This is a genomic window from Methylobacterium sp. E-065 (assembly GCF_022829605.1).
Taxonomy (GTDB): Bacteria; Pseudomonadota; Alphaproteobacteria; order Rhizobiales; family Beijerinckiaceae; genus Methylobacterium.
Map to the genome: position 1 here is coordinate 23,694 of NZ_JAKSYD010000021.1, position 26,714 is coordinate 50,407.

Annotated in this window: 21 protein-coding genes; 12 read left to right on the forward strand and 9 right to left on the reverse strand. The window is 69.9% G+C overall.

Translation table 11 applies throughout. The features are described from left to right. Nucleotides 1-11: 11 nt before the first annotated feature. The 3 genes from MKK84_RS01690 (at nucleotide 12) to MKK84_RS01700 (ending at nucleotide 7,084) form a co-directional block, all read left to right on the forward strand. A complete protein-coding gene (locus tag MKK84_RS01690; protein WP_243916305.1) occupies nucleotides 12-311 on the forward strand; it encodes an antibiotic biosynthesis monooxygenase family protein in 300 nt (99 codons plus the stop codon). A 222-nt stretch (nucleotides 312-533) separates the two neighbouring features. Next, nucleotides 534-5,822, forward strand: coding sequence for an alpha-2-macroglobulin family protein (locus MKK84_RS01695; RefSeq protein ID WP_243916306.1), 5,289 nt, complete (start codon nucleotides 534-536; stop codon nucleotides 5,820-5,822). A 137-nt stretch (nucleotides 5,823-5,959) separates the two neighbouring features. Continuing rightward, nucleotides 5,960-7,084 carry a mechanosensitive ion channel domain-containing protein gene (locus MKK84_RS01700; protein WP_243916307.1) on the forward strand — a complete coding sequence of 375 codons (1,125 nt, stop codon included), beginning with the start codon at nucleotides 5,960-5,962 and terminating at the stop codon, nucleotides 7,082-7,084. Between the two features lie 21 nt (nucleotides 7,085-7,105). Here the strand turns inward: MKK84_RS01700 and MKK84_RS01705 are convergent, their stop codons facing one another. After that, complete coding sequence (locus tag MKK84_RS01705; protein WP_243916308.1) at nucleotides 7,106-7,507, reverse strand: type II toxin-antitoxin system VapC family toxin; 402 nt, start codon at nucleotides 7,505-7,507, stop codon at nucleotides 7,106-7,108. Next, nucleotides 7,507-7,746 carry a type II toxin-antitoxin system VapB family antitoxin gene (locus MKK84_RS01710; protein WP_243916309.1) on the reverse strand — a complete coding sequence of 80 codons (240 nt, stop codon included), beginning with the start codon at nucleotides 7,744-7,746 and terminating at the stop codon, nucleotides 7,507-7,509. The genes MKK84_RS01705 and MKK84_RS01710 overlap by 1 nt, the downstream gene beginning before the upstream one ends. An 80-nt stretch (nucleotides 7,747-7,826) precedes the next feature. Here MKK84_RS01710 and recQ point away from each other — a divergent pair, with 80 nt between their 5' ends. The 6 genes from recQ (at nucleotide 7,827) to grxD (ending at nucleotide 14,620) form a co-directional block, all read left to right on the forward strand. Next, on the forward strand, nucleotides 7,827-9,668 hold the full coding sequence (recQ, locus tag MKK84_RS01715; RefSeq protein WP_243916310.1) for a DNA helicase RecQ: 1,842 nt from the start codon (nucleotides 7,827-7,829) through the stop codon (nucleotides 9,666-9,668). Nucleotides 9,669-9,849: 181 nt separating this feature from the next. Continuing rightward, entirely contained in the window at nucleotides 9,850-11,013 is a 1,164-nt protein-coding gene (locus tag MKK84_RS01720; protein WP_243916311.1) for a hydrolase, read from the forward strand. Between the two features lie 225 nt (nucleotides 11,014-11,238). Beyond that, nucleotides 11,239-13,464 (forward strand): phosphoribosylformylglycinamidine synthase subunit PurL, encoded by a 2,226-nt coding sequence (gene purL / locus MKK84_RS01725; protein ID WP_243916312.1) that lies wholly within the window; start codon nucleotides 11,239-11,241, stop codon nucleotides 13,462-13,464. A 23-nt stretch (nucleotides 13,465-13,487) separates the two neighbouring features. After that, a complete protein-coding gene (locus MKK84_RS01730; RefSeq protein ID WP_007568343.1) occupies nucleotides 13,488-13,724 on the forward strand; it encodes a BolA family protein in 237 nt (78 codons plus the stop codon). Between the two features lie 23 nt (nucleotides 13,725-13,747). After that, entirely contained in the window at nucleotides 13,748-14,242 is a 495-nt protein-coding gene (locus MKK84_RS01735) for a DUF29 domain-containing protein (protein WP_243916313.1), read from the forward strand. 39 nt (nucleotides 14,243-14,281) lie between these two features. Continuing rightward, the gene (grxD, locus tag MKK84_RS01740) at nucleotides 14,282-14,620 is read left to right on the forward strand and encodes a Grx4 family monothiol glutaredoxin (RefSeq protein WP_243916314.1); all 339 of its coding nucleotides are present in this window, start codon (nucleotides 14,282-14,284) and stop codon (nucleotides 14,618-14,620) included. A gap of 78 nt (nucleotides 14,621-14,698) precedes the next feature. Here grxD and MKK84_RS01745 read toward each other — a convergent pair whose 3' ends face one another. Beyond that, nucleotides 14,699-15,355 (reverse strand): class I SAM-dependent methyltransferase, encoded by a 657-nt coding sequence (locus MKK84_RS01745; protein WP_243916315.1) that lies wholly within the window; start codon nucleotides 15,353-15,355, stop codon nucleotides 14,699-14,701. A gap of 99 nt (nucleotides 15,356-15,454) precedes the next feature. Between MKK84_RS01745 and rlmN the strand changes: the two genes are divergently transcribed. Then, nucleotides 15,455-16,729 carry a 23S rRNA (adenine(2503)-C(2))-methyltransferase RlmN gene (rlmN, locus tag MKK84_RS01750; RefSeq protein ID WP_243916316.1) on the forward strand — a complete coding sequence of 425 codons (1,275 nt, stop codon included), beginning with the start codon at nucleotides 15,455-15,457 and terminating at the stop codon, nucleotides 16,727-16,729. Between the two features lie 28 nt (nucleotides 16,730-16,757). On the opposite strand, the gene denD is transcribed toward rlmN, so the two are convergent. The 5 genes from denD to MKK84_RS01775 all read right to left on the reverse strand — a co-directional run bounded on the left by denD (nucleotide 16,758) and on the right by MKK84_RS01775 (nucleotide 22,436). Continuing rightward, nucleotides 16,758-17,735, reverse strand: coding sequence for a D-erythronate dehydrogenase (gene denD, locus MKK84_RS01755; RefSeq protein WP_243916317.1), 978 nt, complete (start codon nucleotides 17,733-17,735; stop codon nucleotides 16,758-16,760). A gap of 105 nt (nucleotides 17,736-17,840) precedes the next feature. Then, on the reverse strand, nucleotides 17,841-19,115 hold the full coding sequence (otnK, locus tag MKK84_RS01760; protein WP_243916318.1) for a 3-oxo-tetronate kinase: 1,275 nt from the start codon (nucleotides 19,113-19,115) through the stop codon (nucleotides 17,841-17,843). After that, nucleotides 19,112-19,894 (reverse strand): 2-oxo-tetronate isomerase, encoded by a 783-nt coding sequence (gene otnI / locus MKK84_RS01765; RefSeq protein ID WP_243916319.1) that lies wholly within the window; start codon nucleotides 19,892-19,894, stop codon nucleotides 19,112-19,114. The genes otnK and otnI overlap by 4 nt, the downstream gene beginning before the upstream one ends. A 212-nt stretch (nucleotides 19,895-20,106) precedes the next feature. Further along, nucleotides 20,107-21,021 carry an L-threonate dehydrogenase gene (ltnD, locus tag MKK84_RS01770; protein WP_243916320.1) on the reverse strand — a complete coding sequence of 305 codons (915 nt, stop codon included), beginning with the start codon at nucleotides 21,019-21,021 and terminating at the stop codon, nucleotides 20,107-20,109. Nucleotides 21,022-21,113: 92 nt separating this feature from the next. Beyond that, nucleotides 21,114-22,436: an MFS transporter gene (locus MKK84_RS01775; RefSeq protein WP_243916321.1), complete on the reverse strand. Its 1,323-nt coding sequence runs from the start codon at nucleotides 22,434-22,436 to the stop codon at nucleotides 21,114-21,116. A gap of 459 nt (nucleotides 22,437-22,895) precedes the next feature. Here MKK84_RS01775 and MKK84_RS01780 point away from each other — a divergent pair, with 459 nt between their 5' ends. Together MKK84_RS01780 and MKK84_RS01785 are read left to right on the forward strand one after the other, a co-directional pair. Then, nucleotides 22,896-23,903 carry a LacI family DNA-binding transcriptional regulator gene (locus MKK84_RS01780; protein WP_243916322.1) on the forward strand — a complete coding sequence of 336 codons (1,008 nt, stop codon included), beginning with the start codon at nucleotides 22,896-22,898 and terminating at the stop codon, nucleotides 23,901-23,903. Continuing rightward, a complete protein-coding gene (locus MKK84_RS01785) occupies nucleotides 23,900-24,580 on the forward strand; it encodes an aldolase (protein WP_243916323.1) in 681 nt (226 codons plus the stop codon). The genes MKK84_RS01780 and MKK84_RS01785 overlap by 4 nt, the downstream gene beginning before the upstream one ends. Nucleotides 24,581-24,751: 171 nt before the next feature. On the opposite strand, the gene glyS is transcribed toward MKK84_RS01785, so the two are convergent. Beyond that, nucleotides 24,752-26,698: a glycine--tRNA ligase subunit beta gene (gene glyS / locus MKK84_RS01790; RefSeq protein WP_409566425.1), complete on the reverse strand. Its 1,947-nt coding sequence runs from the start codon at nucleotides 26,696-26,698 to the stop codon at nucleotides 24,752-24,754. Nucleotides 26,699-26,714: the final 16 nt, after the last annotated feature.

Sequence of the window (26,714 nt, forward strand, 5' to 3'; positions counted from 1 at the left end):
GGACGTCACCCATGATCCTCGAGATCGCGCAGATCGAGATCAAGCCCGGGATGGAAGCCGATTTCGAGGCCGGCATCACGAAGGCTTCGGCGATCTTCAAGGAGGCCAAGGGCTGCCGGCATTTCGAGGTGCGGCGCTCGATCGAGCACCCGCAGCGCTACCGGTTGCTGATCCACTGGGACACGCTGGAAGCCCACACCAAGGACTTCACCGGCTCGCAGCCCTGGCAGGATTACCGCGCCCTGGTCTCGCACTGCTTCGCCGGGCCCGTCTCCGTCGAGCACACCGAGCAGGTGCTGAAGGCGTTTTGACCGGAGCAGCCGCCAACCGGCGACGGTCAAAGCGTTGCGGCGGGGGCCGCCGGTGCGAAGCAGGGTTCGCAAAAGTGGCTGCCGGTTTTGCGACGAAAACCTGCGATCGATGAAAACCCTAAGCGCACGTTGCGTTGGCGTGCCAACGCAACTTTGCTTAGGCTCCCGCACGACCGATCCCGACGCGAATCATCGGGAATTCGGCAGGTGGGGAACAGGCTGATGGCGCGGCTCGGACGGCTCGCGGGTGCCCTGGCGCTGCTCGGATGGGTCGCGGGCGGCCCGGCGCTGGCCCAGAACGCGGCCGCGCCCCGCACCGCCCCCCGCGCGACCGCGCCCGCCCCGTTCGCCCGGACCGTCGTTCGGGACGACCTCGCCAGCTCGGCAATCCGCCTTGAGGCGGCTCTCAAGGCCGAGGCCGGCACGTCGCTTCGGCCGGCGGCCCAGTCCCGCGTCGCCGGGCAGGCGCTGCTTGCCGCCGGCAAGCCCGATCAGGCCCTCACCCCGCTCGCCGCCGCCGTGGCGGCCGACCCGGCCGACATCCGCAACTGGCAGACCTATGCCCGCGCGGCCGCCGCGGCGTTCGAGACCCTGGACGAGAACGATTACAAGGGCCGGACCCGGCTGCGCGAGCGGGCGATCGCGGCCGCCTACCGTGCCTACGAGCGCTCCGGTACAGCCATCGACGCCGCGGCGTCCCTGGCCCTGGTGGGCGCCGCGGAGGCCGAGCGGGAATCCTGGCGCCCCGCCCTCGACGCCTACGCGGCGAGCCTCGCGCTGGCCGACGACGGCGCGGTCCGGGAGACCTACGACACGCTGCGGGCCGAGCACGGCTTCCGCATCCTCGGCTACAAAATCGATTCCGACGCGGCCGCCCCGCGAGCCTGCTTCACCCTCTCGGACGCCGTGGTGCCCAAGACCGACTACGCGCCCTTCGTGGCCGTGTCGGGCAGCAGCAGCGCCGCCGTGACCGCCGAGGACACGCAGATCTGCGTCGACGGGCTCAAGCATGGCGGGCGCTACGCGATCGTCCTGCGCCAGGGCCTGCCCTCCACGGTCGGCGAGAGCCTGCTCAAATCCGCCGATTACGAGATCTACGTGCGCGACCGCGCCCCGCAGGTGCGCACCACCGGGCGCAACTACGTCCTGCCCCGCACCGGACAGGCGGGCGTGCCCCTGGTCTCGGTGAACGCAGCCAAGCTCGATGTCGAGGTGCTGCGGATCGGCGACCGCGGCCTGCTGCCGACCCTGCGCTCCGAGGACTTCCTGGGCCAGCTCAGCGGCGCTACCGCCCGGTCGATCGCGGCCGAGAAGGGCGTGCGCGTCTGGAAGGGCACCCTCGACACCGCCAAGGCCGAGCTGAACCAGGAGGCGGTCACCGCCTTCCCGGTCCTGCAGGCGGTCGGAAAGCTGGAGCCCGGGATCTACGTGATGCTGGCCCGGCCCTCCGGCACGGCCACCGCGGACGACGAAGGCTACGACACCCAGGCGACGCAATGGTTCGTGGTCTCGGACCTGGGGCTGACCGCCACGAAGGGGCGGGACGGGGTCCACGTGGTCCTGCGCTCGCTCGCCTCCGCGCAGGTGATGCCGGGCGCCGAGATCCGGCTGATCGCCCGCAACAACGAGGTTCTGGGCACGCGCACCACCGATGCGCAGGGCCACGTCGCCTTCGATCCCGGCCTCGCCCGCGGGGAGGGCGGTCTGGCGCCGAGCCTCGTGGTGGCCCAGGCGGGCACCCATTACGGCTTCCTCGATCTCAACCTCGGGGCCTTCGATCTCACCGACCGCGGCGTGAAGGGACGGCCCGAGACCGGCGGGCTCGACGCCTACCTGTTCCCGGAGCGCGGGGTCTACCGCTCGGGCGAGACCGTCCAGATCACCGCCTTGCTGCGCGATGCGGGCGGCGCGGCGGTGCCGGACCTGCCGCTGACCCTCGTGGTGAAGCGGCCGGACGGCGTCGAGTACCGGCGGGTCTCGGTACCCGATCAGGGGCTCGGCGGACGGGCGCTGCCGCTGCCGCTCCTGTCGGGCGCCATGCACGGCACGTGGCGCGTCTCGGCCTATACCGACCCGAAGGCGCCCGCGATCGGCGAGACCAGCTTCCTCGTAGAGGATTACGTCCCCGAGCGGCTGGAGGTCACGCTCAAGGCCCGGCAGGCGGTGCTCCACCGGGGCGAGGCCGCGCAGGTCGATGTCGCCGCGCGTTATCTCTACGGCGCGCCGGGGGCGGATCTCGACGTGTCGGGCAGCGTCACCGTTCAGGCGGCGGCCACGAGTGGCATCAAGGGGCTGGACGGCTACAGCATCGGCCTCGACGACGAGGCCGTGGAGCCGGCCACGCAGGAGCTTCAGGAGCACGCGACCACGAGCGCGCAGGGCAGCGCCGTCGCGACGGTTCCGGTGCCCCAGGTGTCGGCCCTGCGGGCACTGGAGGCCAAGATCACGCTCGCGGTCGGGGAGCCCGGCGGACGGGCCCTGTCGCGCAGCCTGACCCTGCCGATCCTCCCGGCCGGCCCGGTCATCGCCCTGCGCAAGGGTTTCACGGCGTTGAACGACGGTGGGATCGCGGGTTTCGACGTGGTTCTGGCGACGCCTGAGGGCGCGCTCCTCGCCCGGCCGGGGGTAAGCTGGACCCTGTCGCGGGTCGACCAATCCTATCAATGGTATCGGGCGGACGGGCGTTGGTCGTTCGAGCCGGTCAAGACCACCAAGCGCGTGGCCAGCGGTACGGTCGATCTCCGGGCCGGCGGTTCCAGCCGGATCGAGGCGCCCGTGGGGCTCGGCCGCTACCGGCTGGATGTCTCGGCGCCGGGCGCCCTGGAGGCGAGTGCCAGCCTCGGCTTCGAGGTCGGCTGGGGTGGATCCCAGACCGCGGACGCGCCGGATCTCCTCGACCTGACCCTCGACAAGCCCGCCTACGCGGCCGGCGACACGCTGCGGGCCAAGCTCAGCCCGAAGTTCAAGGGGCAGGCCAGCCTGATGGTGGTCAGCGACCGGGTGCACGAGACCCTGGAGGTCAGCGTGCCGGAGGGCGGCACCACGGTGAGCGTTCCGGTGAAGGCCGAATGGGGGGCCGGCGCCTATCTGGTCGCCACCGCCTACCGGCCCCTCGATCAGGCGGCCAAGCGCCTGCCGGGCCGGGCACTGGGTCTGGCGTGGTTCTCCGTGGACCGCGAGAAGCGCAACCTCGACGTCGCCGTGAAGGCGCCCGAGCGGGCGCGCCCGCGCCAGGACCTGACCCTGCCGATCCAGCTCACCGGCCTGAAATCCGGCGAGGCGGCCCGGATCACCGTGGCGCTGGTCGATATCGGCATCCTCAATCTCACCACCTACGCCGCGCCGGACCCGACCCAGTATTTCCTCGGCCAGAGGGCGCTCGGGCCGGAATTTCACGATCTCTACGGCTACCTGATCGACGGCATGCAGGGCTCCGTGGGCGCGATCCGCTCCGGTGGCGATGCGGGCGGCGGCGAACTGGCCGATTCCCCACCGACCCAGGCGCCGCTCGCCCTCTATTCCGGGGTCGTGACCGTGGGGCCGGACGGTGCCGCCAGCGTCACCTTCCCGATCCCCCCCTTCAACGGCACGGGCCGCGTGATGGTCACCGCCTGGAGCGGCGGCCGTGTGGGCCAAGCCCAGGCCGACGTGATCATCCGCGATCCCGTCGTGCTCACCGCCACGCTGCCGCGCTTCCTCGATACCGGCGACCGCTCGCGCCTGTTCGTGGCCCTCGACAACGTCGAGGGTCAGGCGGGCGACTACACGGTCGATCTGAGCCCGAGCGGGCCGGTCGTGGTCGGCGCCAGTGCGTTGCGCCAGACGTTCCGGCTGGAGGCCGGCGCCAAGGGCCAGTTCGCGATCCCGCTGACCGCGGCGGGGCCGGGCACGGCGCGGCTCGACCTCGCTCTGTCGGGCCCCGGCCTTCCGACTGCGCTGAACCAGAGCTTCGCCCTCGGGATCGCGCCCGGAACCGGCACCCTGCTGCGCCGCTCCGTGCACAGCCTCGCCCCCGGGGCGGCACTGACGGTCACGCCGGATCTGCTGGCCGACCTGCTTCCCGGTACCGGCAGCGTCTCGCTCTCGGTCACGCCGCTGCCGGGCCTCGACGTGGCGGCCCTGCTCCAGGCGCTCGACCGCTATCCCTATGGCTGCTCCGAGCAGGTGGTCAGCCGGGCGATGCCGCTGCTCTACGTCAACAAGCTCGCCACGCTGGAAAAACTCGCCCTCGACGCGGGCGCGGACGACCGCGTGCGCGAGTCGATCGAGCGGCTGCTCGCCCGCCAGGATTCGAGCGGCGATTTCGGCCTGTGGTCGGCGCAGGGGTCGAGCGACCTGTGGCTCGACGCCTACGTGACCGATTTCCTGACGCGGGCCCGGGAGCGCGGCTTCGCGGTGCCGCAGAAAGCCTTCGCCCAGGCGCTCGACTACCTGCGCAACGCAGTGGCCAACGCCTCCGAGGTGCAGAACGGCGGCGCCGACCTCGCCTACGCGGCCTACGTGCTCGCCCGGAACGGCCGCCCGGTGATGGGCGACCTGCGCTACCTCGCCGACACCAAGCTCACCAACTTCTCCTCCGCGCTCGGGCGGGCACAGCTCGCCGCCGCCCTGGCGCTGCTGGGCGACCGCGGCCGGGCCGCGCGGGCGATGGAATCGGCGCTCACCGTGCTGCGGGCGGAGCGGGACAAGGGCCAGTACCGGGCCGATTACGGCTCCCGCCTGCGCGACGGCGCCGGGCTGATCACGCTGGCGGCCGAGAGCGGGCTGACGCAGGGCGCCCTCGGCCCGGTCGCCGCATTGTTCGGCGAGGAGCAGCAGACCGAGCGGTCGACGAGCACGCAGGAGAACGCCTGGATGGTGCTCGCCGCCGAGAGCCTGTCCAAGGAAGCGGACGCCCTGTCGTTCAGCCTCGACGGCGCACCGCAGACCGGGATTCTCGCCCGGGTCTACCGACAGGCGCGCTTGGCGGAGCGGGGCGTGCAGCTGGTCAATACCGGACGCGGCTCCGTGCAGGTCGCCGTGACCGTCAACGGCAATCCCCTGGCGCCGGAACCGGCAGCCTCCCAGGGCTACACGGTGGAGCGGAGCTACCACCGCCTCGACGGCAGCCTTGTCGATCCGGCGGCGGGCCTGCGCCAGAACGACCGGCTCGTGGTGGTGCTGAAGGTAAGCGAGGCCAAGGCGGAGGCTGCGCGCCTCCTGCTGGTCGATCCCCTGCCGGCGGGGCTCGAGATCGACAACCCGAAGCTCCTCGATGCCGACGTGCTCCAGAGCCTGGCCTTCGCCAAGTCGGATGTGCAGCCGGTCCATACCGAGTTCCGCGACGACCGGTTCGTGGCAGCCTACGACCGCGACCCGAGCCAGTCGGCCTTCTTCACGGTGGCCTACACGGTGCGGGCGGTCTCGCCGGGGACCTACGTGCATCCGGGCGCCACCGTGGAGGACATGTACCGCCCGGCGCGTTTCGGGCGGACCGCAACCGGGAGCGTCACAGTCGCGGCAGCGAAGTAGGCGGCGGCGGGTCCGGCTGCTCAGGCGCTCCGGCCGGTTTGCTGCGTTGCGGCAGGCGCATGGTGCGCTGCGGAACCGCGGCCGAGGCCCACCCATTCCCATGGTGTCCCGTCTGGAACCCGTGGAGGTGATGCCCGATGCCGGACCTCGACGCGCTCACCGGCCCCACCGCTCGCGCACTCGCCTACCTGCCGTGGTGGGCCGAGAGCCTCATTCTTATCCTGGCCTGCTGCGCCGTCGTGATACCGCTCCACGGAATCGTCTACCGGGCGGTGAAGCGGGCGGTCGCGACCAAGACATTGTTCTGGCGCTCGCTCGTCGCGCGGACGCGTGGTCCGAGCCGGTTGGGCCTGATCGTGGTGGCGATCAGCCTCGCCTCGACCATCATGCACCTGTCCTGGGAGGTGCGGATCGCCCTCAACCAGATCCTGCTGGTCGCCTTCGTGACGCTGACCGGCTGGTGCTGCGCGACCGCGCTCCACATCGCCACGGTGATCTACCTGCGCCGGTTCAAGCTCGACGCCGAGGACAACCTCCTGGCGCGCAAGCACTTCACGCAGATGCGCATCCTGGAGCGCGCGGGCGTCACCCTCGTGGCGCTGATCACCCTTTCGGTGGCGCTGATGACCTTCGAGCCGGTGCGCCAGTACGGCGTCAGCCTGCTGGCCTCGGCGGGGGCAGCGGGTCTGGTCCTCGGTCTGGCGATGCAGCCGGTCCTGTCGAACCTCGTGGCCGGGATCCAGATCGCGATCACGCAGCCGATCCGGATCGAGGACGCGGTCATCGTGGAGAACGAATGGGGCTGGGTCGAGGAGATCAACGCGACCTACGTGGTGGTGCGCCTCTGGGACTGGCGCCGGCTGGTCCTGCCCCTGACCTACTTCATCCAGAAGCCGTTCCAGAACTGGACACGCGATGGCGCCTCGCTGATCGGCAGCGTCTTTCTCTACGTCGACCACCGCGCCCCGGTGGCCGCGATGCGCGAGAAGCTGACCGCGATCGCTCGCGCGTCGCTGCTGTGGGACGGCAAGGTGGTCAATCTCCAGGTGTCGGACGCGAAGGTATCGACCATCGAGATCCGGATGCTGGTGAGCGCCCGCAACGCGCCCCAGGCCTGGGACCTGCGCTGCGAGGTCCGCGAGGCGATGATCACGTGGCTCCAGGCCGAGCACCCGGAGGCCCTGCCGCGGCAGCGCACCGCGTGGGTCGGGGCCGAGGAGCAGCCCCTGCAACGGGCGGACGGGCGGCGGATCGCGGCGTGAGCGTCTTGGGCGGTCGGACGCTCAGGCGAGGGCCGAGCGGATATCGGTCTGCGAAAAATCGGCGCCGATATAAAGCAGCGGCACGTCGTACACCCGCGCACAGGCATAGGCGAAGCAATCGCCGAGGTTCAGGCGGGCGGGGTGGCGGCCCTTGCCGTAGCGGGTATGGGCCGTGATGGCGAGTCGTGTCTCCGCAGCCGCAATTGCGACCCGGGTGACACCGGTGGCGTCCAGAAAATCATCCACGATTTCTTGAGCGACTTCGGGTGGGACGGACTTAAGCCGGGCGATGGCAAGTGCCGCCTCGTAGACTGCAACACCGCTCGTGAGCCGCACGGGACCCTCGCGTAGCCGCTCCAACAGCGGCCGATGCCCTGGCTCGCAGACAACGATCGCCACGATGGCGGATGCGTCGACGAACATCACTCGTCGTTCAGACTGTCGTAGAACGCCTTGTCCGCCTTGAGGCCCGTAGATGGGTAGGATGCCAACCGGTCCTGGATTTCCTTGACCCGTTCCATGAAAGACTCACGCTCCGAGTTCTGCCGACCCAACTCGTTCACGAGCGCGAGTCGCACCGCCTCGGTCTTGCTCACGCCGGCCTTCAATGCCAGCGTCTCGGCCAATCGATTCACCTCTTCGCTGCGGATGTTGAGCGGCATGATGGCCTCCGTGTAGACACTCGAGGTTAGTGTCTACACGCCGACGCTGCAAGCAGCCCGTACCCCGACCCAGGATCCCGATGACCCGCCTCGACGAGGCCCGCGCCGCGCTTAAAAAAACCTTCGGCTACGAGGATTTCCGGCCCGGCCAGGACGAGGTGATCGGCGCGGTGCTGGACGGCGCCGACGTGTTCGCCGTGATGCCCACGGGCTCGGGCAAGTCGATGACCTATCAACTGCCGGCTCTGGTCGATCCGGGGCTGACCGTGGTGGTCTCGCCGCTGATCGCGCTGATGCACGATCAGGTGCAGCAGATGAAGAGCGTCGGTGTCGAGGCCGCGACCCTCAATTCGAGCGTATCGGAATCCGACTCGCGCGAGACCTGGCGGATGCTGCGCTCGGGGGAGCTCCGGCTGCTGTTCGTCTCGCCCGAGCGCCTGCTGATGGAGGGCTGCATCGAGGCCCTGCGCGGGGCCGGCGTCAGGCGGCTCGCCGTCGACGAGGCGCATTGCGTCTCGCAATGGGGCCACGATTTCCGGCCGGAATACCGCGAGATCGCCCGCGCCCGCACGGCGCTCGGCAACATCCAGACCCTGGCGCTGACGGCCACCGCCGATGCCGCGACCCGCGCCGAGATCGCCGAGCGGCTGTTCCCGCAGGGGCGGCCGCCAAAGATCTTCGTCCACTCCTTCGACCGGCCGAACATTCGGCTGACCTTCCAGCCGAAGGACAACCCGGCCCGGCAGATCGAGCGCTTCCTGAAGCACCGGCGCGCGGAGAGCGGGATCATCTACTGCTCGTCGCGCAAGCGCGTCGAACAACTCGCCGAGACCCTCAAGAAGGACGGGTTCGACGCGTTGCCCTATCATGCCGGCCTCGACCAGGGCACGCGGATGCGCAACCAGGACCGGTTCCTGCAGGAGGACGGGGTGGTGATGACCGCCACGATCGCCTTCGGCATGGGCATCAACAAGCCGGACGTGCGCTTCGTCTGCCATGCCGACATGCCCAACAACGTCGAGGGCTACTATCAGGAGATCGGCCGCGCCGGCCGCGACGGGCTGCCCGCCGACACCCTGACCCTCTACGGCCTCGACGACATGGCGCTCCGCCGTCGCCAGATCGACGAGAAGGAGATCTCCGACGAGCGCCGCCGGGTCGAGCGGCGCAAGCTCGAGGCGATGATTACCCTGTGCGAGGGTGCCACCTGCCGGCGGCAATCGCTGCTCGGCTATTTCGGCGAGGCGAGCGAGCCCTGCGGGCGCTGCGACCTGTGCCGCGGCGGCGTCACGCTGGTGGACGGGACCGTCTCGGCCCAGAAGATCCTGTCGGCGATCGTGCGCACCGGGCAGCGCTTCGGCGCGGCCTACATCTGCGACGTGGTCCACGGCAAGGAAAGCGAGCCGATCCGCCGCAACGGCCACGCGAGCCTGAAGACCTTCGGGGTCGGCGCGGACAAGCCTGTGGCGGCATGGCGGGCGATCTTGCGCCAGCTCTTCGCGGCCGGGGCCATCGCCGAGAATACCGACGGCTATGGCGGCCTGTCGATGACCGCGAAGGGCGAGGCGATCCTGTACGGACGGGAGCCTGTCCAGCTCCGCCCCGATCCCGAGCCGAAGGCGGAATCCCGCGACCGACGCCGCGCCGCGCCCCGCGAGGACGGGGAGATCACGCTGTCGGAGACCGACGAGGCGCTGTTCCAGCACCTGCGCGGCCTGCGCGCGACGCTGGCCCGGGCCGAGGGGATCGCGGCCTTCATGGTCTTCCCCGACCGGACGCTGATCGAGATGGCCCGCCAGAAACCCGTCGATCTCTGGGCCCTGCGCACCGTGCACGGGGTCGGCGAGCGCAAGCGCGAGGCCTATGGCGAGCGGTTCGTGGCGGCGATCGCCGACTTCCTGTCCCATCCCCCAGCGGCGTGAGCTGAGGCCCGCCGTCTCAACGCGCCGCGGCGGTTGGTGTAGGCAGGGCGCCCCAACCGAATCGATCGGACCCGTCATTTCTGTTTCCGCACCCGTGACCGATACGCCGCCCCGGACTGCCCCGGATGAAGCCGCAGCCCGATCGGGACCGCCGCGTTCACCGATTCTGACCTCCCGGACCGTGTTCTACCTGCCGGGCTTCGACCCGCGGGAGCCCGAGGTCTACTGGGGCCTGTTTCGCCGCGAGGCCCGCCTCACCGCGTCCCGGCGCGGCGCCGCGATCACGGTGGGCGATCCGGTCCGCTCGGCGGACGGGCTCGACCTCGCCTGGAGCGTGCAGTCGCGCGGTGTCAACACCCGCTATGTCCTGCTGCGCTGGGAGGACATCGTCGGCGCGCGCTTCCCGCAATCCGGCTGGGCCCGCCTCCGGGGCGTCCCGACGCTGCTTTGGCGGCTGTGGCGCTCGGGCTACGCGGCCGCTCTACACCGGGAGGGCTGGCGCTTCTCCACGGTGATCTTCGGCGTGCATCTCATCTATCTGGCTCTGGTCGGCCTCAGCCTCGCGCTGGCGGGGGGGCTCGTCGCCCTGGCGCCGGACGCGCTGCGCCCCTGGTCCCTGCTGACGGTGCCACCCCTGGCCTACGCGATCCTGGCCGGGCTGATGCGGGTGACCCGCGGCAAACCCCTCTATGTCTCACACCTCGTGGACGACACCGCCTTCACCCACGCCTACGCGGCCGGTGCGGCGCCCGAAATGGCCCCCCGCCTCGACGCCTTTGCGGCCCGCATCCGTGCCGCCGAGGGCGAGGCCGACGAGGTGGTGGTGGTCGGACATTCCTCGTCGAGCTTCCTCGGGATCGAGGTGCTGGACCGGGTACTCGCCCGCGATCCCGGCTTCGGAACCCGTGGCACGCCGGTCACCTTCGTGAGCATCGGCAGCGTCATCCCGTGGCTCGGTCTCGACCCGGCCGCGCAGGGGTTCCGCGACGCACTCCTGCGCTTCGGGCGGGCGCGGCAGATCGGCTGGATCGATGTGCGTGCCCCCTGGGACTGGCTATCGATCCACGCCCAGAACCCCTTGGCCGCCTGCGCGCTCACTCCGCCAGACCCGGAGCGCCCGGCCGTGCTCGGGGTGATGATCAACGACCTGATCACGGGCAGCGATGTCCGCCGGCGCCAGTGGAACCTGTTCCAGATGCATTTCCAGCTGCTCATGGCGAGCCAGAGCGTGGGCGGCTTCGATTATCTCGACCTGATGACCGGGCCGGAGCCGGTGCATGATCTGATCGCCCGGGGTCGGGAGAATGGGCTGCGAGAGGGGCCGGATGGCGATGCCGATCCTTGATGGATTTGGGCGCTTTGACGTTTTGAAGGATCGTTGCCAGCCGCCCCCCGCCCCGTAGGTGATCCGCGAGCCCGCGAGGCCACGTTCCCGCGCCGGAATACCCACGGATGTTGCCAGGGCGGGCGCTTCCGCTCTAGAGCCGGGGCAGCCTAGATGCCCGCCCGGTCCGGGCTCGCCGCGGCCCGTGTCTCCCGGAACGGGCCGCTCTCTGCCGAGACCCTTCGCATGTTCCGCAACGACGTTCCGATCACCCCCGAACTCGTGGCCCAGCACGGCCTGACGCCGGACGAGTATCAGCGCTTCCGCGGCCTGATCGGGCGCGACCCGACGCTGACCGAACTCGGCATCGTGTCGGCGATGTGGAACGAGCATTGTTCCTACAAGTCCTCCCGCAAGCACCTGCGCGGCCTGCCGACCTCGGCGCCGTGGGTGATCCAGGGGCCGGGCGAGAATGCCGGCGTCATCGATATCGGCGACGGCCACGCCTGCGTGTTCAAGATGGAGAGCCACAACCACCCGAGCTATATCGAGCCCTACCAGGGCGCGGCGACCGGCGTGGGCGGCATCCTGCGCGATGTCTTCACCATGGGCGCGCGGCCGATCGCGGCGCTCAACGCCCTGCGGTTCGGCTCGCCCGACCATCCGCGCACCCGCGCCTTGGTCTCGGGCGTGGTCGCGGGGGTCGGCGGCTACGGCAATTCCTTCGGCGTGCCGACCGTCGGCGGGCTGACCGGCTTCCACAAGCGCTACGACGGCAACATCCTGGTCAACGCCATGGCGGTCGGGCTCGCCCGTACCGATGCGATCTTCTACGCCGCCGCCACCGGGGTCGGGAATCCGATCGTCTATCTCGGCTCCAAGACCGGCCGCGACGGCATCCACGGCGCCACCATGGCGTCGGCCGAGTTCGACGAGGCCACCGAATCGAAGCGCCCGACCGTGCAGGTCGGCGATCCCTTCGCCGAGAAGCTGCTGCTCGAAGCCTGCCTGGAGCTGATGGCGTCCGGTGCGGTCATCGCCATCCAGGACATGGGCGCGGCCGGGCTGACCTGCTCGGCGGTCGAGATGGGCGCCAAGGGCGACCTCGGCGTCGAGCTGGACATCGAGAAGGTCCCGGCCCGCGAAGCCGGCATGACCCCCTACGAGATGATGCTGTCCGAGAGCCAGGAGCGGATGCTCATGGTGCTCAAGCCCGGCATGGAGGCGGAGGCCGAGGCCATCTTCGTGAAGTGGGGCCTCGATTTTGCGGTGATCGGTCGGACCACCGACACGCTGCGCTTCGTCGTCAAATGGCACGGCGAGACCGTCGCCGACCTGCCGATCAAGGAACTGGGCGACGAGGCCCCGCTCTACGACCGGCCGCATCTCGCCAACACCCACCAGCCGGTCATCGCGGCTTCCGAGGTGCCGGCCCCGGCCTCGCTCACCGTCGCGCTCAAGCGCCTCGTCGGCTCGCCGGACCTCGCCTCGAAGCGCTGGGTGTTCGAGCAGTACGACCACTTCATCCTCGGCAACACCGTGCAGAAGCCCGGGGGCGACGCCGCCATCGTCCGGGTCGAGGACGGGCCGAAGGGTCTGGCGCTGACCTGCGACGTGACCCCGCGCTATTGCGAGGCCGACCCGGTCGAGGGCGGCCGGCAGGCCGTGGCCGAGGCGTGGCGCAACATCACGGCCGTTGGCGCTCGTCCGCTCGCCATCACCGACAACCTGAACTTCGGCAACCCGGAAAAGCCCGAGGTGATGGGCCAGCTCGTCGGCTGCCTCCAGGGCATCGGCGAGGCTTGCCGGGCGCTGGATTTCCCGGTCGTGTCCGGCAACGTCTCGCTCTACAACGAGACCAACGGCGTCGGCATCCTGCCGACCCCGACCATCGGCGGCGTCGGCGTGCTCGACGACGTGGCGCGCCACGCCACCATCGCCCTCAAGCGCGAGGGCGACGTCCTGGTGCTGATCGGGGTGAGCGAAGGCTGGCTCGGCCAGTCATCCTACCTGTCGGTGATCGAGGGTCGTGAAGAGGGCGCGCCGCCCCCCGTGGACCTCGCCCTGGAACGCCGCAACGGCGATTTCGTCCGCGGCCTGATCCTGGCTGGCACCGTCGACACGGTCCACGACCTCGCGGATGGCGGCCTCGCGGTGGCGCTCGCCGAGATGGCGATGGCGGGCGTGATCGGCGCGGCGCTGCCCGACGTTCCGGTGGATCTGGCGCCCCACGCCTACCTGTTCGGCGAGGATCAGGCCCGCTACCTGCTGGCGGTGCGGCCGGAGGCGGCCACCGAGATCCTTTCGGCCGCCGCGGCCCAGGGCATCGCGGCGGCCTCGGTGGGCGTCACCGGCTCCGACCGTTTGACCCTGCCGGGCGGCGAGACCATATCGCTGGCCGACCTGAATGCGGCGCACGAGGGCTGGCTGCCCGCCTACATGGCGAGCCAGCCGGCCGCGCCCGCCGCCTGACCCCTTCTCCCAGGAGTAACCCGATGCCGATGGATGCGGGCGAGATCGAGCGCATGATCCGCGAGGCCCTGCCGGACGCGCAGGTGGAAATCCGCGACCTCGCCGGCGACGGCGACCACTACGCCGCCACGGTCCTGTCGGCGGCCTTCAAGGGCAAGACCCGGGTGGCCCAGCACCAGATGGTCTACGGCGCCCTCCAGGGCCGGATGGGCGGCGTGCTCCACGCCCTTGCGCTGACCACGGGCGTGCCGCAGGATTGACACCTCACACGGGAGTCCTCCCGATGGATCGACCGAGTCCCTACGACGACGATATCGTGACCTGGGCTGAGGAGCAGGCGACGGCACTGCGCGCGCTGGCTCAGCGGCCTGACCTGTCGAACGTGGTCGATTGGGCGAACGTAGCCGAGGAGATCGAGAGCGTGGGTCGTTCGCATCTGCGGGCGGTCGAGGGCCTGCTGATCCAGACGCTCGCCCATCTCTTGAAGCGCGTATCCGCCCCGTTGGCACCCGCGAGCTTGCATTGGCGGGAAGAGATCGCGACCTTCCAGTTCACCGCATGGAACGCCTACGAGGCGTCGATGCGGCAGAGGTTGAACTGGGACAGGATCTGGAAATCCGCCGTCACGGCGGCCGAGGCCGGTCTCGGTGCCCACGGGAACGTGCTGCTTCCGGGGCTGCCGAAGGCCTGCCCGATCCGTCCTGAGGACCTTCTGACCGAGACTTTCGACATGGAGCGCGCGCTTCGCACGCTCGCCACATCGGTTGCACGCCGCTGACTCAGACCTCACATACGATTGTCGAGCAAGGACAGAACGATGACCGACGCCAACACGACCATCCAGAACGAGATCACCTCCCAGGACGTGGTGGTGTTCATGAAGGGCACGCCGCAGATGCCGCAATGCGGCTTCTCGGGGCAGGTGGTGCAGATCCTCAATTACCTCGGAGTGCCGTTCAAGGGCGTGAACGTCCTGGCCGACCAGGGCATCCGCGAGGGCATCAAGGCCTTCTCGAACTGGCCGACCATCCCGCAGATCTACGTGAAGGGCGAGTTCGTCGGCGGCTGCGACATCACCCGCGAGATGTTCCAGTCGGGCGAGCTGCAGACCTTCCTGACCGAGAAGGGCATCCCGGTGAAGACCGCCGCCGCCTGATTGTTTTTGGAATTCACGAGACGGATCGGGGCGCCTGCGGGCGCCCTTTTTCGTAGGCCCGCAAGGACGAAGGCCCGATCAACGCGGCTCGCGCGCGACGAACAGGGCCACGCAGCCGACGACCGTGATGTCTGCCGACCGGAAGCGCCGATCCAGCGCCGCCCGCAGCTCCGGCAGGGTGTCGGCGGCGTTCGAGAACACCCCCTTGCGGTTGTAGACCCGCATCAGCGCCCGCGCTGCGGCCGTGGTCGGGACGCCGCCTGCCAGGATCGTGGCGCCGAACACCACGCCGTCATCGCGTAGGCAGGGCCGCACCGTATCGAAGGCCTTGGCCTTCTCGGCGATGTCGCCCGGGAGGCAGTGCAGCAGGTAGGTCATCCCGATCGAGTCGAACGGCGCGATCCCGGTGGCCAGGGTGCCGAGTACGTCGATGCGGTAGGTCTCGGGCCGGTAGCGTTCGATCCGACGGGCTGCGAAGGCGAGGCTGTCGGCGTTGAGGTCCATCAGACCAACCCGCGGCCGAGGTGTGGGGAAGCGGCACCGGTCAAGATACCAGCCGGTCCCGACCCCGACATCGCAATGCGCCAAGCCCACGTGCCGGTCATAGAGATCCAGGATCCGCGCCGTGGGGCAGCGCCAGATCAGCGGGTTCGACAGGCGCAGCACGACGAGGTCGTAGATCTGCAGGGTGCGCGGATTGTAGATCGCCTGCCCGGCCTGTGTGTCGGTCGCCATCGCTCTCCATGGGGTCAGCCGTGGGCGGCGCGCATTCGCATTCGCCGACGCGATCGCCTATATCAAAACCTTTCCAAGTGGATGGATTGTTTGAACGCCATGGCGAGCCCGTCGCTCGACAGCGCCCGCGCGGCCGATGCCGCGATCGAGAAGGCGCCCGATTTCCAGCCCGCGCTGCTGCCCGGCCGGCCGCCGTCGCTGGTCGGCCTGACCCGGGACGCCCTCAAGGCGCAGCTCATCGGCATGGGCGTGCCCGAGCGCGAGAGCCGGATGCGCGCCGGCCAGATCTGGCACTGGGTCAACTTCCGCGGGGCGACAGACTTCGCCGAGATGACCACGATCGGCAAGGCGCTGAAGGCGCAGCTCGCCGAGCACTTCACCCTAGAGCGGCCCGAGGTGGCAAGCCGCCAGGTCTCCCGGGACGGCACCCGCAAATGGCTGTTGCGGATGGCGCCGACCAACCCGCAGGAGCACAATCGCGGCGCCGAGATCGAGTGCGTCTACATCCCGGGCCCGGACCGCGGCACGCTGTGCGTGTCCAGCCAGGTCGGCTGCACGCTGACCTGCTCGTTCTGCCACACCGGCACGCAGCGCCTCGTGCGCAACCTGTCGGCGGCCGAGATCGTGCAGCAACTGGTGGTCGCCCGGGACGAGCTCGGCGACTGGCCCGGCCAGATGCCGAGCCGGGACGCGGGCGGCTCCGGTGAGGTCGGCCGGCTCGTGACCAACATCGTGTTCATGGGCATGGGCGAGCCCCTCTACAATCTCGACGCGGTGGTCGACGCGGTCGGGGTGATGTCGGACCAAGAGGGGCTCGCTTTGTCCCGCCGCCGGATCACGGTCTCGACCTCCGGGGTCGTGCCGCAGATTCCCCGGCTCGGCGAACAGGCCAACGCCATGCTGGCGATCTCGCTCCACGCCGTGCGCGACGACCTGCGCAACGAGTTGGTGCCACTCAACCGCAAGTACCCGATCGCCCAGCTGCTTGACGCCTGCCGCAGCTATCCGGGCCTCAGCAACGCCCGCCGGATCACCTTCGAGTACGTGATGCTGAAGGGCGTCAACGATTCGGACGCGGATGCCCGGGAACTGGTCCGCCTGCTCAAGGGCATCCCGGCCAAGATCAACCTGATCCCGTTCAACCCCTGGCCGGGCAGCCGCTACGAATGCTCCGACTGGGACCGGATCGAGCGCTTCTCCGAGATCGTGTTCAACGCCGGCTACGCCTCGCCGGTGCGCACGCCGCGCGGTCGGGACATCCTGGCGGCCTGCGGCCAGCTCAAGAGCGAGACCGAGAAGCTGCGCGCCCGCGCCCGGATGATGCAGGAAGAGGGCATCGGCGTGGAGGGCTTCTACGCCGGCGCCGACGACTGAGCGGGCGGCCGAAAACCGCCTCTGAGGCTCAGCCGCCGTGGAACTCGGCGACGTGCTGGGCCACGATCGCATCAAAGGATGCGTCCGCCCGGAAGCCGAGCGCCAGCGCCGCCTCGGGCTCGAACGCCTCCGGCCAGGAGCCGACGATCCGCGCGATGGTGGCGTCGGGTTCACGCCGGATCAGCGCCACGGCCTTGTCGCCCGCCGCGCGGCGCAGGGCCTCGATTTCCTCCGCCACCGTCGCCGAGACGCCCGGCATGGTCAGGCTGATCCGCGGCCCGATCACCGCCAGATCGAGCCCGGCCGCGTGGATGAGGAAGCCCACCGCGGCGGCAGGGCTCGCGAACCAGTGCCGGACCGTATCGGGCACCGGCAGGATCGCCTCCTGACCGGCCAGCGGCTCACGGATGATCCCGGAAAAGAAGCCCGAGGCCGCCTTGTTGGGCTTGCCCGGCCGCACGCAGATGGTCGGCAGCCGCAGGCCGATCCCCTCGAGGAAGCCGCGCCGCGCGTAGTCGGCGAGCATCAATTCGCCCATCGCCTTCTGCACCCCGTACGAGGAGGCCGGGCGCAGGATGTGGTCGTCCGGGATGACCTTGGGGAAGGGTGGCCCGAACACCGCGAGCGAGGAGGTGAAGACCAGCTTCGGCCGGTAGCCATCCGCCGCGTTGGCCGCGCGGATCGCGTCGAGCAGCAGGCGGGTGCCGTCGAGGTTGACCCGGTAGCCGAGTTCGAGATTCGCCTCGGCTTCGCCCGAGACCACGGCGGCGAGGTGGAAGATCACCCCCGGCCGTTCGGCGATGGCGGCTTCGGCGGCACCGGGTGCCGTGAGGTCGGCGGCCTCGGCCCGGACCGCGCCGGAAAAGCCTTCGGGTGCGGCGGGTGGCACGACATCCAGCAGGGTCAGCGCGGTGAGCGGTTGACCGCCGACGCGGCCCTCCTTCACCAGAGCGTCCACGAGGCGGCGGCCGATCATGCCGGCGGCGCCAAGGATCAGGGCGTGCATGAAAACCTCCCGAGAAACGTCATGGGTTTCCAAAGGACGAGTCCTTTGGCGGGTGCAGGGCAGAGCCCTGCTGGACGTATCCGGGACCCGGGTTAGGGGGCCCCTTCATCGCATCATGTCCAGGGCACGGCCGAAGAAATTCGCACCGCCGAAATTGCCCGATTTGAGGGCGAGCAACATCGGCTCCGGCCGGCCTGCGGTGCGCAGAACCGGCACGCCCGCCGCGATCTCGGGACCGAGCAGGAAGGCGGTGAGGCCCAGTCGGTCGACCACCGCGCCCGAGGTCTCGCCGCCGGCCACCACGAGCCGGCGTACCCCGCGGGCGACGAGGCCCTCGGCGATCGCCGCCAGCGCCGACTCGATGGCGTGGCCAGCGGCATCGACGCCGTGCTCGGCCTGGAGGGCGCGCACCGACTCGGGCGGGGCCGAGGTGGCGATCAGCACTGGGCCAGAGGGAAGGCGCTCCTCCGCGAAAACCAGGGCTTCGGCGACCACGTCGGCGCCCGCGAGCAACCGCACGGGGTCGAGGCGCAGCACCGGCATGATCGACTCGGCGGCGGCGACCTGCTGGAGCGTCGCCTGCGAGCAGCTCCCGGCAAGGCAGGCCGAGGTTCCGCCCACCGGCTCGCCGATGGCCGCCCCGGCGGCGTCCTTCGTGCCGCGCCCGTCGGCCGCCAATGCGCGGGCGAGGCCGAGGCCGAGCCCGGAGGCGCCGACCGAGAACTTTCTGGTGACGATCGCCCGGCCGAGGGTTTCGAGGTCGCTGTCGAAGATCGCGTCCGCGATGGCCGCGCCCTTACCCTCGGCGGCGAGCGCATCGAGCCGCGCCGCCACGGCCTCCGGGCCCCGGGCGACCGTGGCGGTGTCGATCAGGCCGACTGGGCTCGCGCTCTGCCGGGCGAGCACGCGCACGAGGTTGGCGTCGTGCATCGGGTTGAGCGGGTGGTCCTTGAGCGGGCTCTCGTTCAGGGGCACCGAACCGACGAACAGGTTGCCCTGGTAGACGCTGCGCCCCGTCTCCGGGAACGCCGGGGTGACGAGCGCAATGGCCTCGCCCGCATCACCCCGCAGGGCGTCCATCACCGGCCCGATATTGCCCGCATCGGTCGAGTCGAAGGTGGAGCAGATCTTGAACATCACGTGGGCGGCGCCCCTTGCCCGCAACCAGGCTTCCGCCTCACGCGAACGGGCAACAGCCTGATCGGCCGGGATCGAGCGGCTCTTGAGCGCCACCACCACCGCGTCGGCCTCCGGCAGGGCCCGGCCCTCCTCGGGCACGCCGATGGTCTGGATCGTGCGCAGGCCCGCCTTGGTCAGGGTGTTGGCGAGGTCCGAGGCGCCCGTGTAATCGTCGGCGACGCATCCCAGGGCGAGGCTCATCGGGCGTTCCCTCTATAGGCGCTGAGCCAGCCGAGACCCGCGACGGTGTCGGCGGCCGGGATGTACTCGCAGCCGACGAAGCCGGCGTAGCCGAGCCGGTCCAGCTCATCGAACAGGAAAAAGTCGGCCATCTCGCCGGTGCCGGGCTCGTGCCGCTCGGGGACGCTCGCCGTCTGGACGTGGCCGATGATCGGCATCAGGGCGCGCAGCCGCATGGTCACGTCACCGTGCAGAATCTGGCAATGGTAGAGGTCGAACTGAAGCTTCAGGTTCGGCAATGCCAAGTCGCGGATCAGGTCGGCGGCCCGGCCGAAATCGTTGAGGAAGTAGCCCGGCATGTTCCGGCCGTTGATCGGCTCCAGAACGAGGTCGAGGCCCGCCGGCGCCAGCCGTTCCGCCGTCCAGGTGACCGCCCGCCGATAGGCTTCGGCGGCGCGCGGATCGTCATGCGGGGCGAGGCCCGCCATCAGGTGGAGGCGGCCGACGCCGGTCGTCTCGGCGTAGCGGAGCGCGGTGTCGACGCCCGCCTTCAGTTCATCGAACCGCTCAGGAAACGCCGCCAAACCACGCTCACCTTTGGTGAAATCGCCCGGCGGCAGGTTGAACAGCGCCTGGGTCAAACCGTTGCCCCGAAGACGCTCGCCGATGGCTTCAGGCGGGTGTTCGTAGGGGAACAGGAACTCGACGGCGTCGAACCCGGCTCGCGCCGCGGCTTCGAACCGGTCGAGGAACGGCACCTCGTTGAACATCAGGCTCAGGTTGGCGGCAAAGCGCGGCATTTTTTTCGGACTTTCTATTCGATTCTCGACATGCGTCTGATCCGCTCTTCGGACCTTCATCCAATCAATCCACCTCATCCTGAGGTGCGGCGAAGCCGCCTCGAAGGAGCACTCCAGCAGACCGCGCGATCCCTGGATCCCTCCTTCGAGGCCTGCGCCGCGCTCCGGCACCTCAGGAGGAGGACGTAGATGGGACAGGCCGTTGCCAAGCGTTACGCCTTCCCCGGCAGCGTCGCGCCCGAGACCTGCGCGTAGAGCCGCGCCACGGAGGCGTCATCGTCCCGGCCCATGCCGGCGCCCGACGCCATCAGGAACATCTGCAAGGCCGCGGCCGCCACCGGCACGGGGTATTTTTCCACCCGCGCCATGTCCTGCACGATGCCGAGATCCTTGACGAAGATATCGACCGCGCTCTTCGGGCTGTAATCCGCATCGAGGATGTGGGGCACCCGGTTCTCGAACATCCAGGAATTGCCGGCGGATTTCGTGATCACCTCGTAGACGCGCCGCAAGTCGAGACCCTGCTTGGCCGCGAACGCCATCGCCTCACAGGCGGCGGCGATGTGGACGCCCGCGAGCAGCTGATTGATCATCTTGAAGGCCGCGCCCTGGCCGGCCGCATCGCCGAGTTCGTAGAGCGTGCCCGCCATGGCATCGAGGGCGGGCCGCGCCTTCGCGAAGGCGGCCGCCGAGCCCGAGGCCAGGAAGGTCAGGCCACCGTCGGCCGCGCGGGCGGCGCCGCCGCTCATCGGGGCGTCGAGGAAGTGGCGGCCGGTGGCCTCCAGCCGGGCCGCCAGGGTGCGCGCGACAGCCGGGTCCATGGTGGCGGAGGAGACGAACACCGCGCCCCCCGGCATCGCGGCCGCGGCGCCGGCCTCGCCGAACAGCACCGCCTCGGTCTGGGCGGCGTTGACCACCACGCTCACCACCACGTCGGCGTCCCGCGCCGCCTCGGCCGGGTTCGGGGCTCCCCGGCCGCCGGCCGCTTCAAAGCGCGCCACCGCCTCCGGGTTCACGTCGCAGGCGACGACGGAAAACCCCGCCCGCAGGAGCGAGCCGGCCATGCCGGAGCCCATGGAGCCCAGGCCGATCACCGCGGCGCGGCGGGTGGGGGTGTCGGTGGTCATGGGAGGCCTCTTGAATTCCACAGGCGGTATCTCATGCGCCCCGTCATCAAGCTCGACGCGCTCTCCTCCCCCTTGTGGGGAGGGGAAAGGCCTCAGCGGTTGACCATCCGGGCCGGCGTCACGAACACGCAGATCGAGCCGACCACCAGCATCACGGCCAGTGCGTAGAGGCCGGTGGCGGTGCTGCCGGTGGCGTCGCGTAGCGCCCCGATCACGTAAGGGCTGACGAAACCCGCCAGATTCCCCACCGAGTTGATCAGCGCGATCCCGGCCGCCGCGCCCGCGCCGCTCAGGAACGCCGTGGGCAGCGACCAGAACAGGGGCGAGCAGGTCAGCACCCCGGCCGCCGCCACCGAGAGCGCCGCCACCGCCACCGTGGTCGAGCCGGCATTGGCGGAAACCACGAAGCCCACCGCCCCGATCAGCGCCGGGATGATCAGGTGCCAGCGCCGCTCGCGCATCCGGTCGGCGGAGAGGCCCAGCAGGACCATCACCACCGCCGCGCACAGGAACGGGATCGCGCTGATCAGGCCGATGTTGAAGTTGCCCTGCACGCCGGACGCCTTGACGATGGTCGGCATCCAGAAGGTCAGCCCGTACTGGCCGGTCACGAAGGCGAAGTAGATCAGGCTCATGAACCACACGCGGCCGTTGCGGAACACCGTGGCGATCGAGTGCGGGCTCGTCTCCTTGCCCTGGTTGTCGGCCGCAATGTCGCGCTCGAGAAGCTGCTTCTCGGCGTCGGTCAGCCACTTCGCCTCGGACGGGCGGTTGTCGAGGTAGAGGAACACGGCGACGCCGATCAGCACCGCCGGCACCGCCTCGATCAGGAACATCCACTGCCAGCCGGACAGGCCGTGGGTGCCGTTGAGCGCGTCCATGATCCAGCCGGAGAGCGGGTTGCCGAAGATCCCGGAGATCGGGATCGCCGCCATGAACACCGCGATCACCTTGGCCCGGCGATGGGCGGGGAACCACGAGGTCGTGTAGAGGATCACGCCCGGATAGAAGCCGGCCTCGGCCAGCCCGAGCAGGAAGCGCATCCCGTAGAAGCTCCATTCGGAGTTCACGAACACGAAGGCGCCGGAGATGATCCCCCAGGTGACCATGATCCGGGCGATCCAGACCCGGGCGCCGACCCGATGCAGGATCACGTTCGACGGCACCTCGAACAGGAAATAGCCGAGGAAGAAGATCCCGGCGCCGAGCCCGTAGACCGTCTCGGAGAACTTCAGCTCCTGGGACATCTGGAGCTTGGCGAAGCCGACATTCACCCGGTCGAGATACGCCACCACGTAGCAGAGCATCAGGAACGGCACGAGGCGCCAGAACACCTTCGCGTAGGTGCGGTCGGCGAAGGTCTTGTCGTCCGCTTGTGCGGTGGCGCCCCCGAGCGGGGCGGCTTGGACCGGCATGGGCGTTCTCCCTGGTCCGCACGATCCCGCGTCCGGACGAATAGTGGTCTTCGCCGCTCGATGGCGACGTTGCGCGGAGCGATAACGCAGTTTGGCAGCGCTGCCAATCCGGTTGTGCGAGATAATGCAGGCGGCTATGTCAGGTGTCGCAACGCGCCCTCTCTCCCGTGCGGGCTTGCGAATTCACACGTCTCGCTCCGAGGCTGAAAGCTCTCAGGAGAACGCGCTTTTCCCTCCTCCTTGCGGGGAGGGGTCAGGGGTGGGGCAGAAGGCACCGCCACGCCTGATCCTGCACCACCCCCACCTCCAACTCCTCCCCGCAGGGGGGAGGAGAGAGTGTCGGCGCGTTTGTGTGAACATCGGAGCCCGCACGGGAGAGGGGACCCGCGCCCGACCGGATCCGTTCGGCCACTGGGCGCTGTCATCGCATAAGAAAACCGCGCCGGGAGAAGCGGGGCCATGGACGACATCCAGCCGCCGGGGCGGCTCGTCACCCTCACCGATGTCGCCCGCGCGGCGGGCGTCGGCGAGAGCACGGTCTCGCGGGTCCTGCGCAACCACGGTTCCTATTCCAAGCGCGCCGGCGAGCGGGTGGCGGAGGCGGTCGCCCGCCTGGGCTACGTGCCGAACCGGCTGGCCGGCAGCCTGGCGGGGCAGGGGGCGAGCGCGCGGCTCGTCGGCGTCGTGATCCCGTCGCTCGCCAACGTGGTCTTCCCCGACCTGCTGCGGGGCCTGACGGCGGCGCTCGACGCCGAGGGCATCCCCTGCGTGATCGGGGTCAGCGACTACGATCCGGACCGGGAGGAGGCGCTGGTTGCCGCGCTCCTGTCCTGGCGCCCGGCGGCGCTGCTGCTCACCGGGCTGGAGCACAATCCCGGAACCGTCGCCTTGGCGAAGGCCGGGGGCGTGCGCGTGGTCGAGATGATCGACACGGACGGGGCGGGGATCGACGCGGTCGTCGGCTTCTCCAACCGGGCCGTCGGGGCGGCGAGCGCCCGCCACCTCATCGCGCGGGGCTACCGGCGGATCGCCTATCTCGGCCACGACCTCACGATCGATCTCCGGGCGGGCAAGCGGCTGGCCGGGTTCGAGCATGCCCTGGGGGAAGCGGGTCTGAGGCTTGAGGCCAAAGAAATCCGGCCGGGGCCGTCCTCGCCGGCTTCGGGCCGGGCGGGGCTGGAGGCGCTGCTGGCGCGCGTTTCCGACCTCGATGCGGTCTACTTCTCCAACGACGACATGGCGCTCGGCGGTTATTTCGCCTGTCTGGCGGCGGGGCTGGCGGTGCCGGGGCGGCTGGCGCTGTTCGGCTTCAACGGGCTCGACTTCGCGGCCGCGATGCCCCAGCCCCTGTCGACGGTGCGCACGCCGCGCCTGGAGATCGGCCGCCAGGCCGCCGCTTGCCTGACCGGCGAAGGCCCGAAAAAAATCGATCTCGGATTCGAGCTGATCGAGGGAGCGACCGCATGAGCGACGAGAGCCGGCTGCGCGAGGAGATCTGCCGCTACGGCCGCTCGCTGTTCGAGCGGGGCCTGACGCCGGGCTCGTCGGGCAACATCTCGCTGCGCCTGCCCGACGGCGGCTGGCTGGTGACGCCGACCAACGCCTCGCTCGGCTTCCTCGACCCGGCACGGATCTCGCGGCTGGACGAGCAGGGGCGTCTCGTCTCGGGCGACAAGCCCACCAAGGAGATCCCGCTGCACAGCGCGCTCTACGAGAGCCGGAGCGAGGCGAAGGCCATCGTCCATCTGCACTCGACCCATGCGGTGGCGGTGTCGATGCTGCCGGAGATCGACCCGCGGCAGGTGCTGCCGCCGCTGACGCCCTACTACCTGATGCGCACCGGCGGCACGGCGCTGGTGCCCTATTACCGCCCCGGCGACCCGGCCGTGGCGGACGCGATCCGGGGGCTGGCCGGGAAGTACAGTTCGGTGCTGCTCGCCAATCACGGCCCGGTGGTGGCCGGCGACAGTCTGGAGGGCGCGGTCTTCGCCACCGAGGAATTGGAAGAGACCGCCAAGCTGTATTTGCTACTTCGCAATCTCAACCCGCGGCAGTTGAGCCCTGGGCAGGTGGCCGATCTGGTGAGCCATTTCGGGCTGAGCCTGCCGGAGGCCGAGGATCATACCGGGCACGATCACGGGTGAGGGCGGTGGGCTCGCACTCCCATCAAACCACCTCATCCTGAGGTGCGAGCGCAGCGAGCCTCGAAGGAGCCCTCCAGAAGCCGTACCGATCCCTGGAGCCATCCTTCGAGGCCTCCGCTACGCTCCGGCGCCTCAGGATGAGGGCGCAGGGGGGAGCAAGGGCGTCGCGTCTTACCCCTCGATCTTGGCGAACTCCGCCACTTCCCGCGTTGCGGCGCGCAGCGCGTTGAGCAGCAGCAGGCGGTTCTCGCGGAGTTTTGGATCGGGGGCGTTGACGGTGACGTCCTGGAAGAACGCGTCCACCGGCGCCCGCAGCGTCGAGAGTGCCTGCATGGCCCCGGCGAAATCCTCCCGGGTTACGGCCGCCGAAGCGGTTTCCCGCGCCTTCGCCAGGGCCTCGGCGAGCGCCCGTTCGGCCGGCTCGCCTGCTGCCGCGAGGGCGGCATCGGGTTCGGAATCGTAGGCGCGGCCGTCCTTCTTCTCCTCGATGCGCAGAATGTTGGCCGCGCGCTTGTAGCCGGCCAGCAGGTTCTTTCCGTCCTCGGTGTCGAGGAATTGTCCGAGCGCCTCGACCCGGCGGACAACCATCAGCAGGTCGTCTTGGCCGGGCAGGGCGAAGACGGCGTCGATCAGGTCGTGGCGAGCGCCCTTATCGCGGAGGTAGACTTTGAGGCGGTCGGCGAAGAAGCCGAGGAGATTACCGTCCGAGGCATTGAAGATCCGCGGAAAGGCCTCGCTCTCCGTTCCTTCTCCAGTGACCGCGGAGACCAAACGTTTGTATGCATTGAATGCGTGCTCAGACAACTTGAGCCGCAATCCATTCTCGACCACGATTCGGATCACGCCGAGAGCTGCCCTTCGCAGAGCGAACGGATCCTTGCTGCCGGTGGGCTTTTCGTTGATGAACCAAAAGCCCACCAACGTGTCGAGCTTGTCGGCAAGCGCCACCGCGATGGACACCGGATCGCTCGGCACCCGATCCGAGGGACCAACCGGCTTGTAATGCTCCTCGAGCGCCGCGCAGACGCTCGGGTGCTCGCCCTGAAGCGCCGCGTATTTGCGCCCCATCAGCCCCTGCAACTCCGGAAACTCACCGACCATCTCGGTGACGAGGTCGGCCTTGGCGAGGCGCGCCGCGCGCTCGGCGAGCGCCGGATCCGCGCCGACCACCGGCGCGAGTTCCTTGGCCAAGGCGGCGATGCGGGCGATCCGCTCGCCCTGCGTGCCGAGCTTCTCGTGGAAGACGATCGTATCGAGCTTGGGCAGCCGATCTTCCAGACGGATCGCCTTGTCGGTCTCCCAGAAGAATTTCGCATCCGACAGGCGCGCCCGCACCACCCGCTCGTTGCCGGCGGTGATCGCCTGCCCGCCATCCGAAGCCACGAGGTTCGAGACCAGGATGAAGGCCGGGGCCAAATCCTCCGAGCCGCCCTTGCGCAGCACGAAGCACTTCTGGTTCGCCCGGATCGTCGCGCGGATCGCCTCGGCGGGGATGTCGAGGAAGGCGTCGTCGAACGAGCCCATCAGCACCACCGGCCATTCCACGAGGCCCGAGACCTCGTCCAGCAGGCCCTCATCCTCCACGAGGTCGAGACCCCGGGCGAAGGCGAGGTCGCGGGCGTCGTGCAGGATCACGTCCTTGCGCCGCTCGGGATCGAGGATGACCTTCGCCCGTTCCAGCGCCTGGATGTAGTCGTCGAACCGGCGCACCTCGATCGCCTCGGGGGCGAGGAAGCGGTGGCCGTAGGTCGTGGTGCCGGCCGCGATCCCGCCGACCGAGGACGGCACGACCTCCGGCGTCTCGGTCTCCGGCCCGAAGGTGGCGACGATCGATTGCAGCGGGCGCACCCAGCGCAAGGCGCCCGGCTCGGCCGAGGCCGCACCCCAGCGCATGGATTTCGGCCAGGGGAAATTCTTGATGATCTCGGGCAGGAGTTCGGCCAGGACGTCCAGCGTCTCGCGGCCGGGGCGCTCGATCACCGCGAGGTAGAACTCGCCCTTCTTGGGATCGGTAACCGTCGTGGCCTGATCGAGGCTCGCCAGCCCCGCGCCCTTCAGGAAGCCTTGGACCGCCGCCTCGGGTGCGCCGACCCGCGGGCCCCGGCGCTCCTCGCGCACCGCCTCGCCCCGGGCG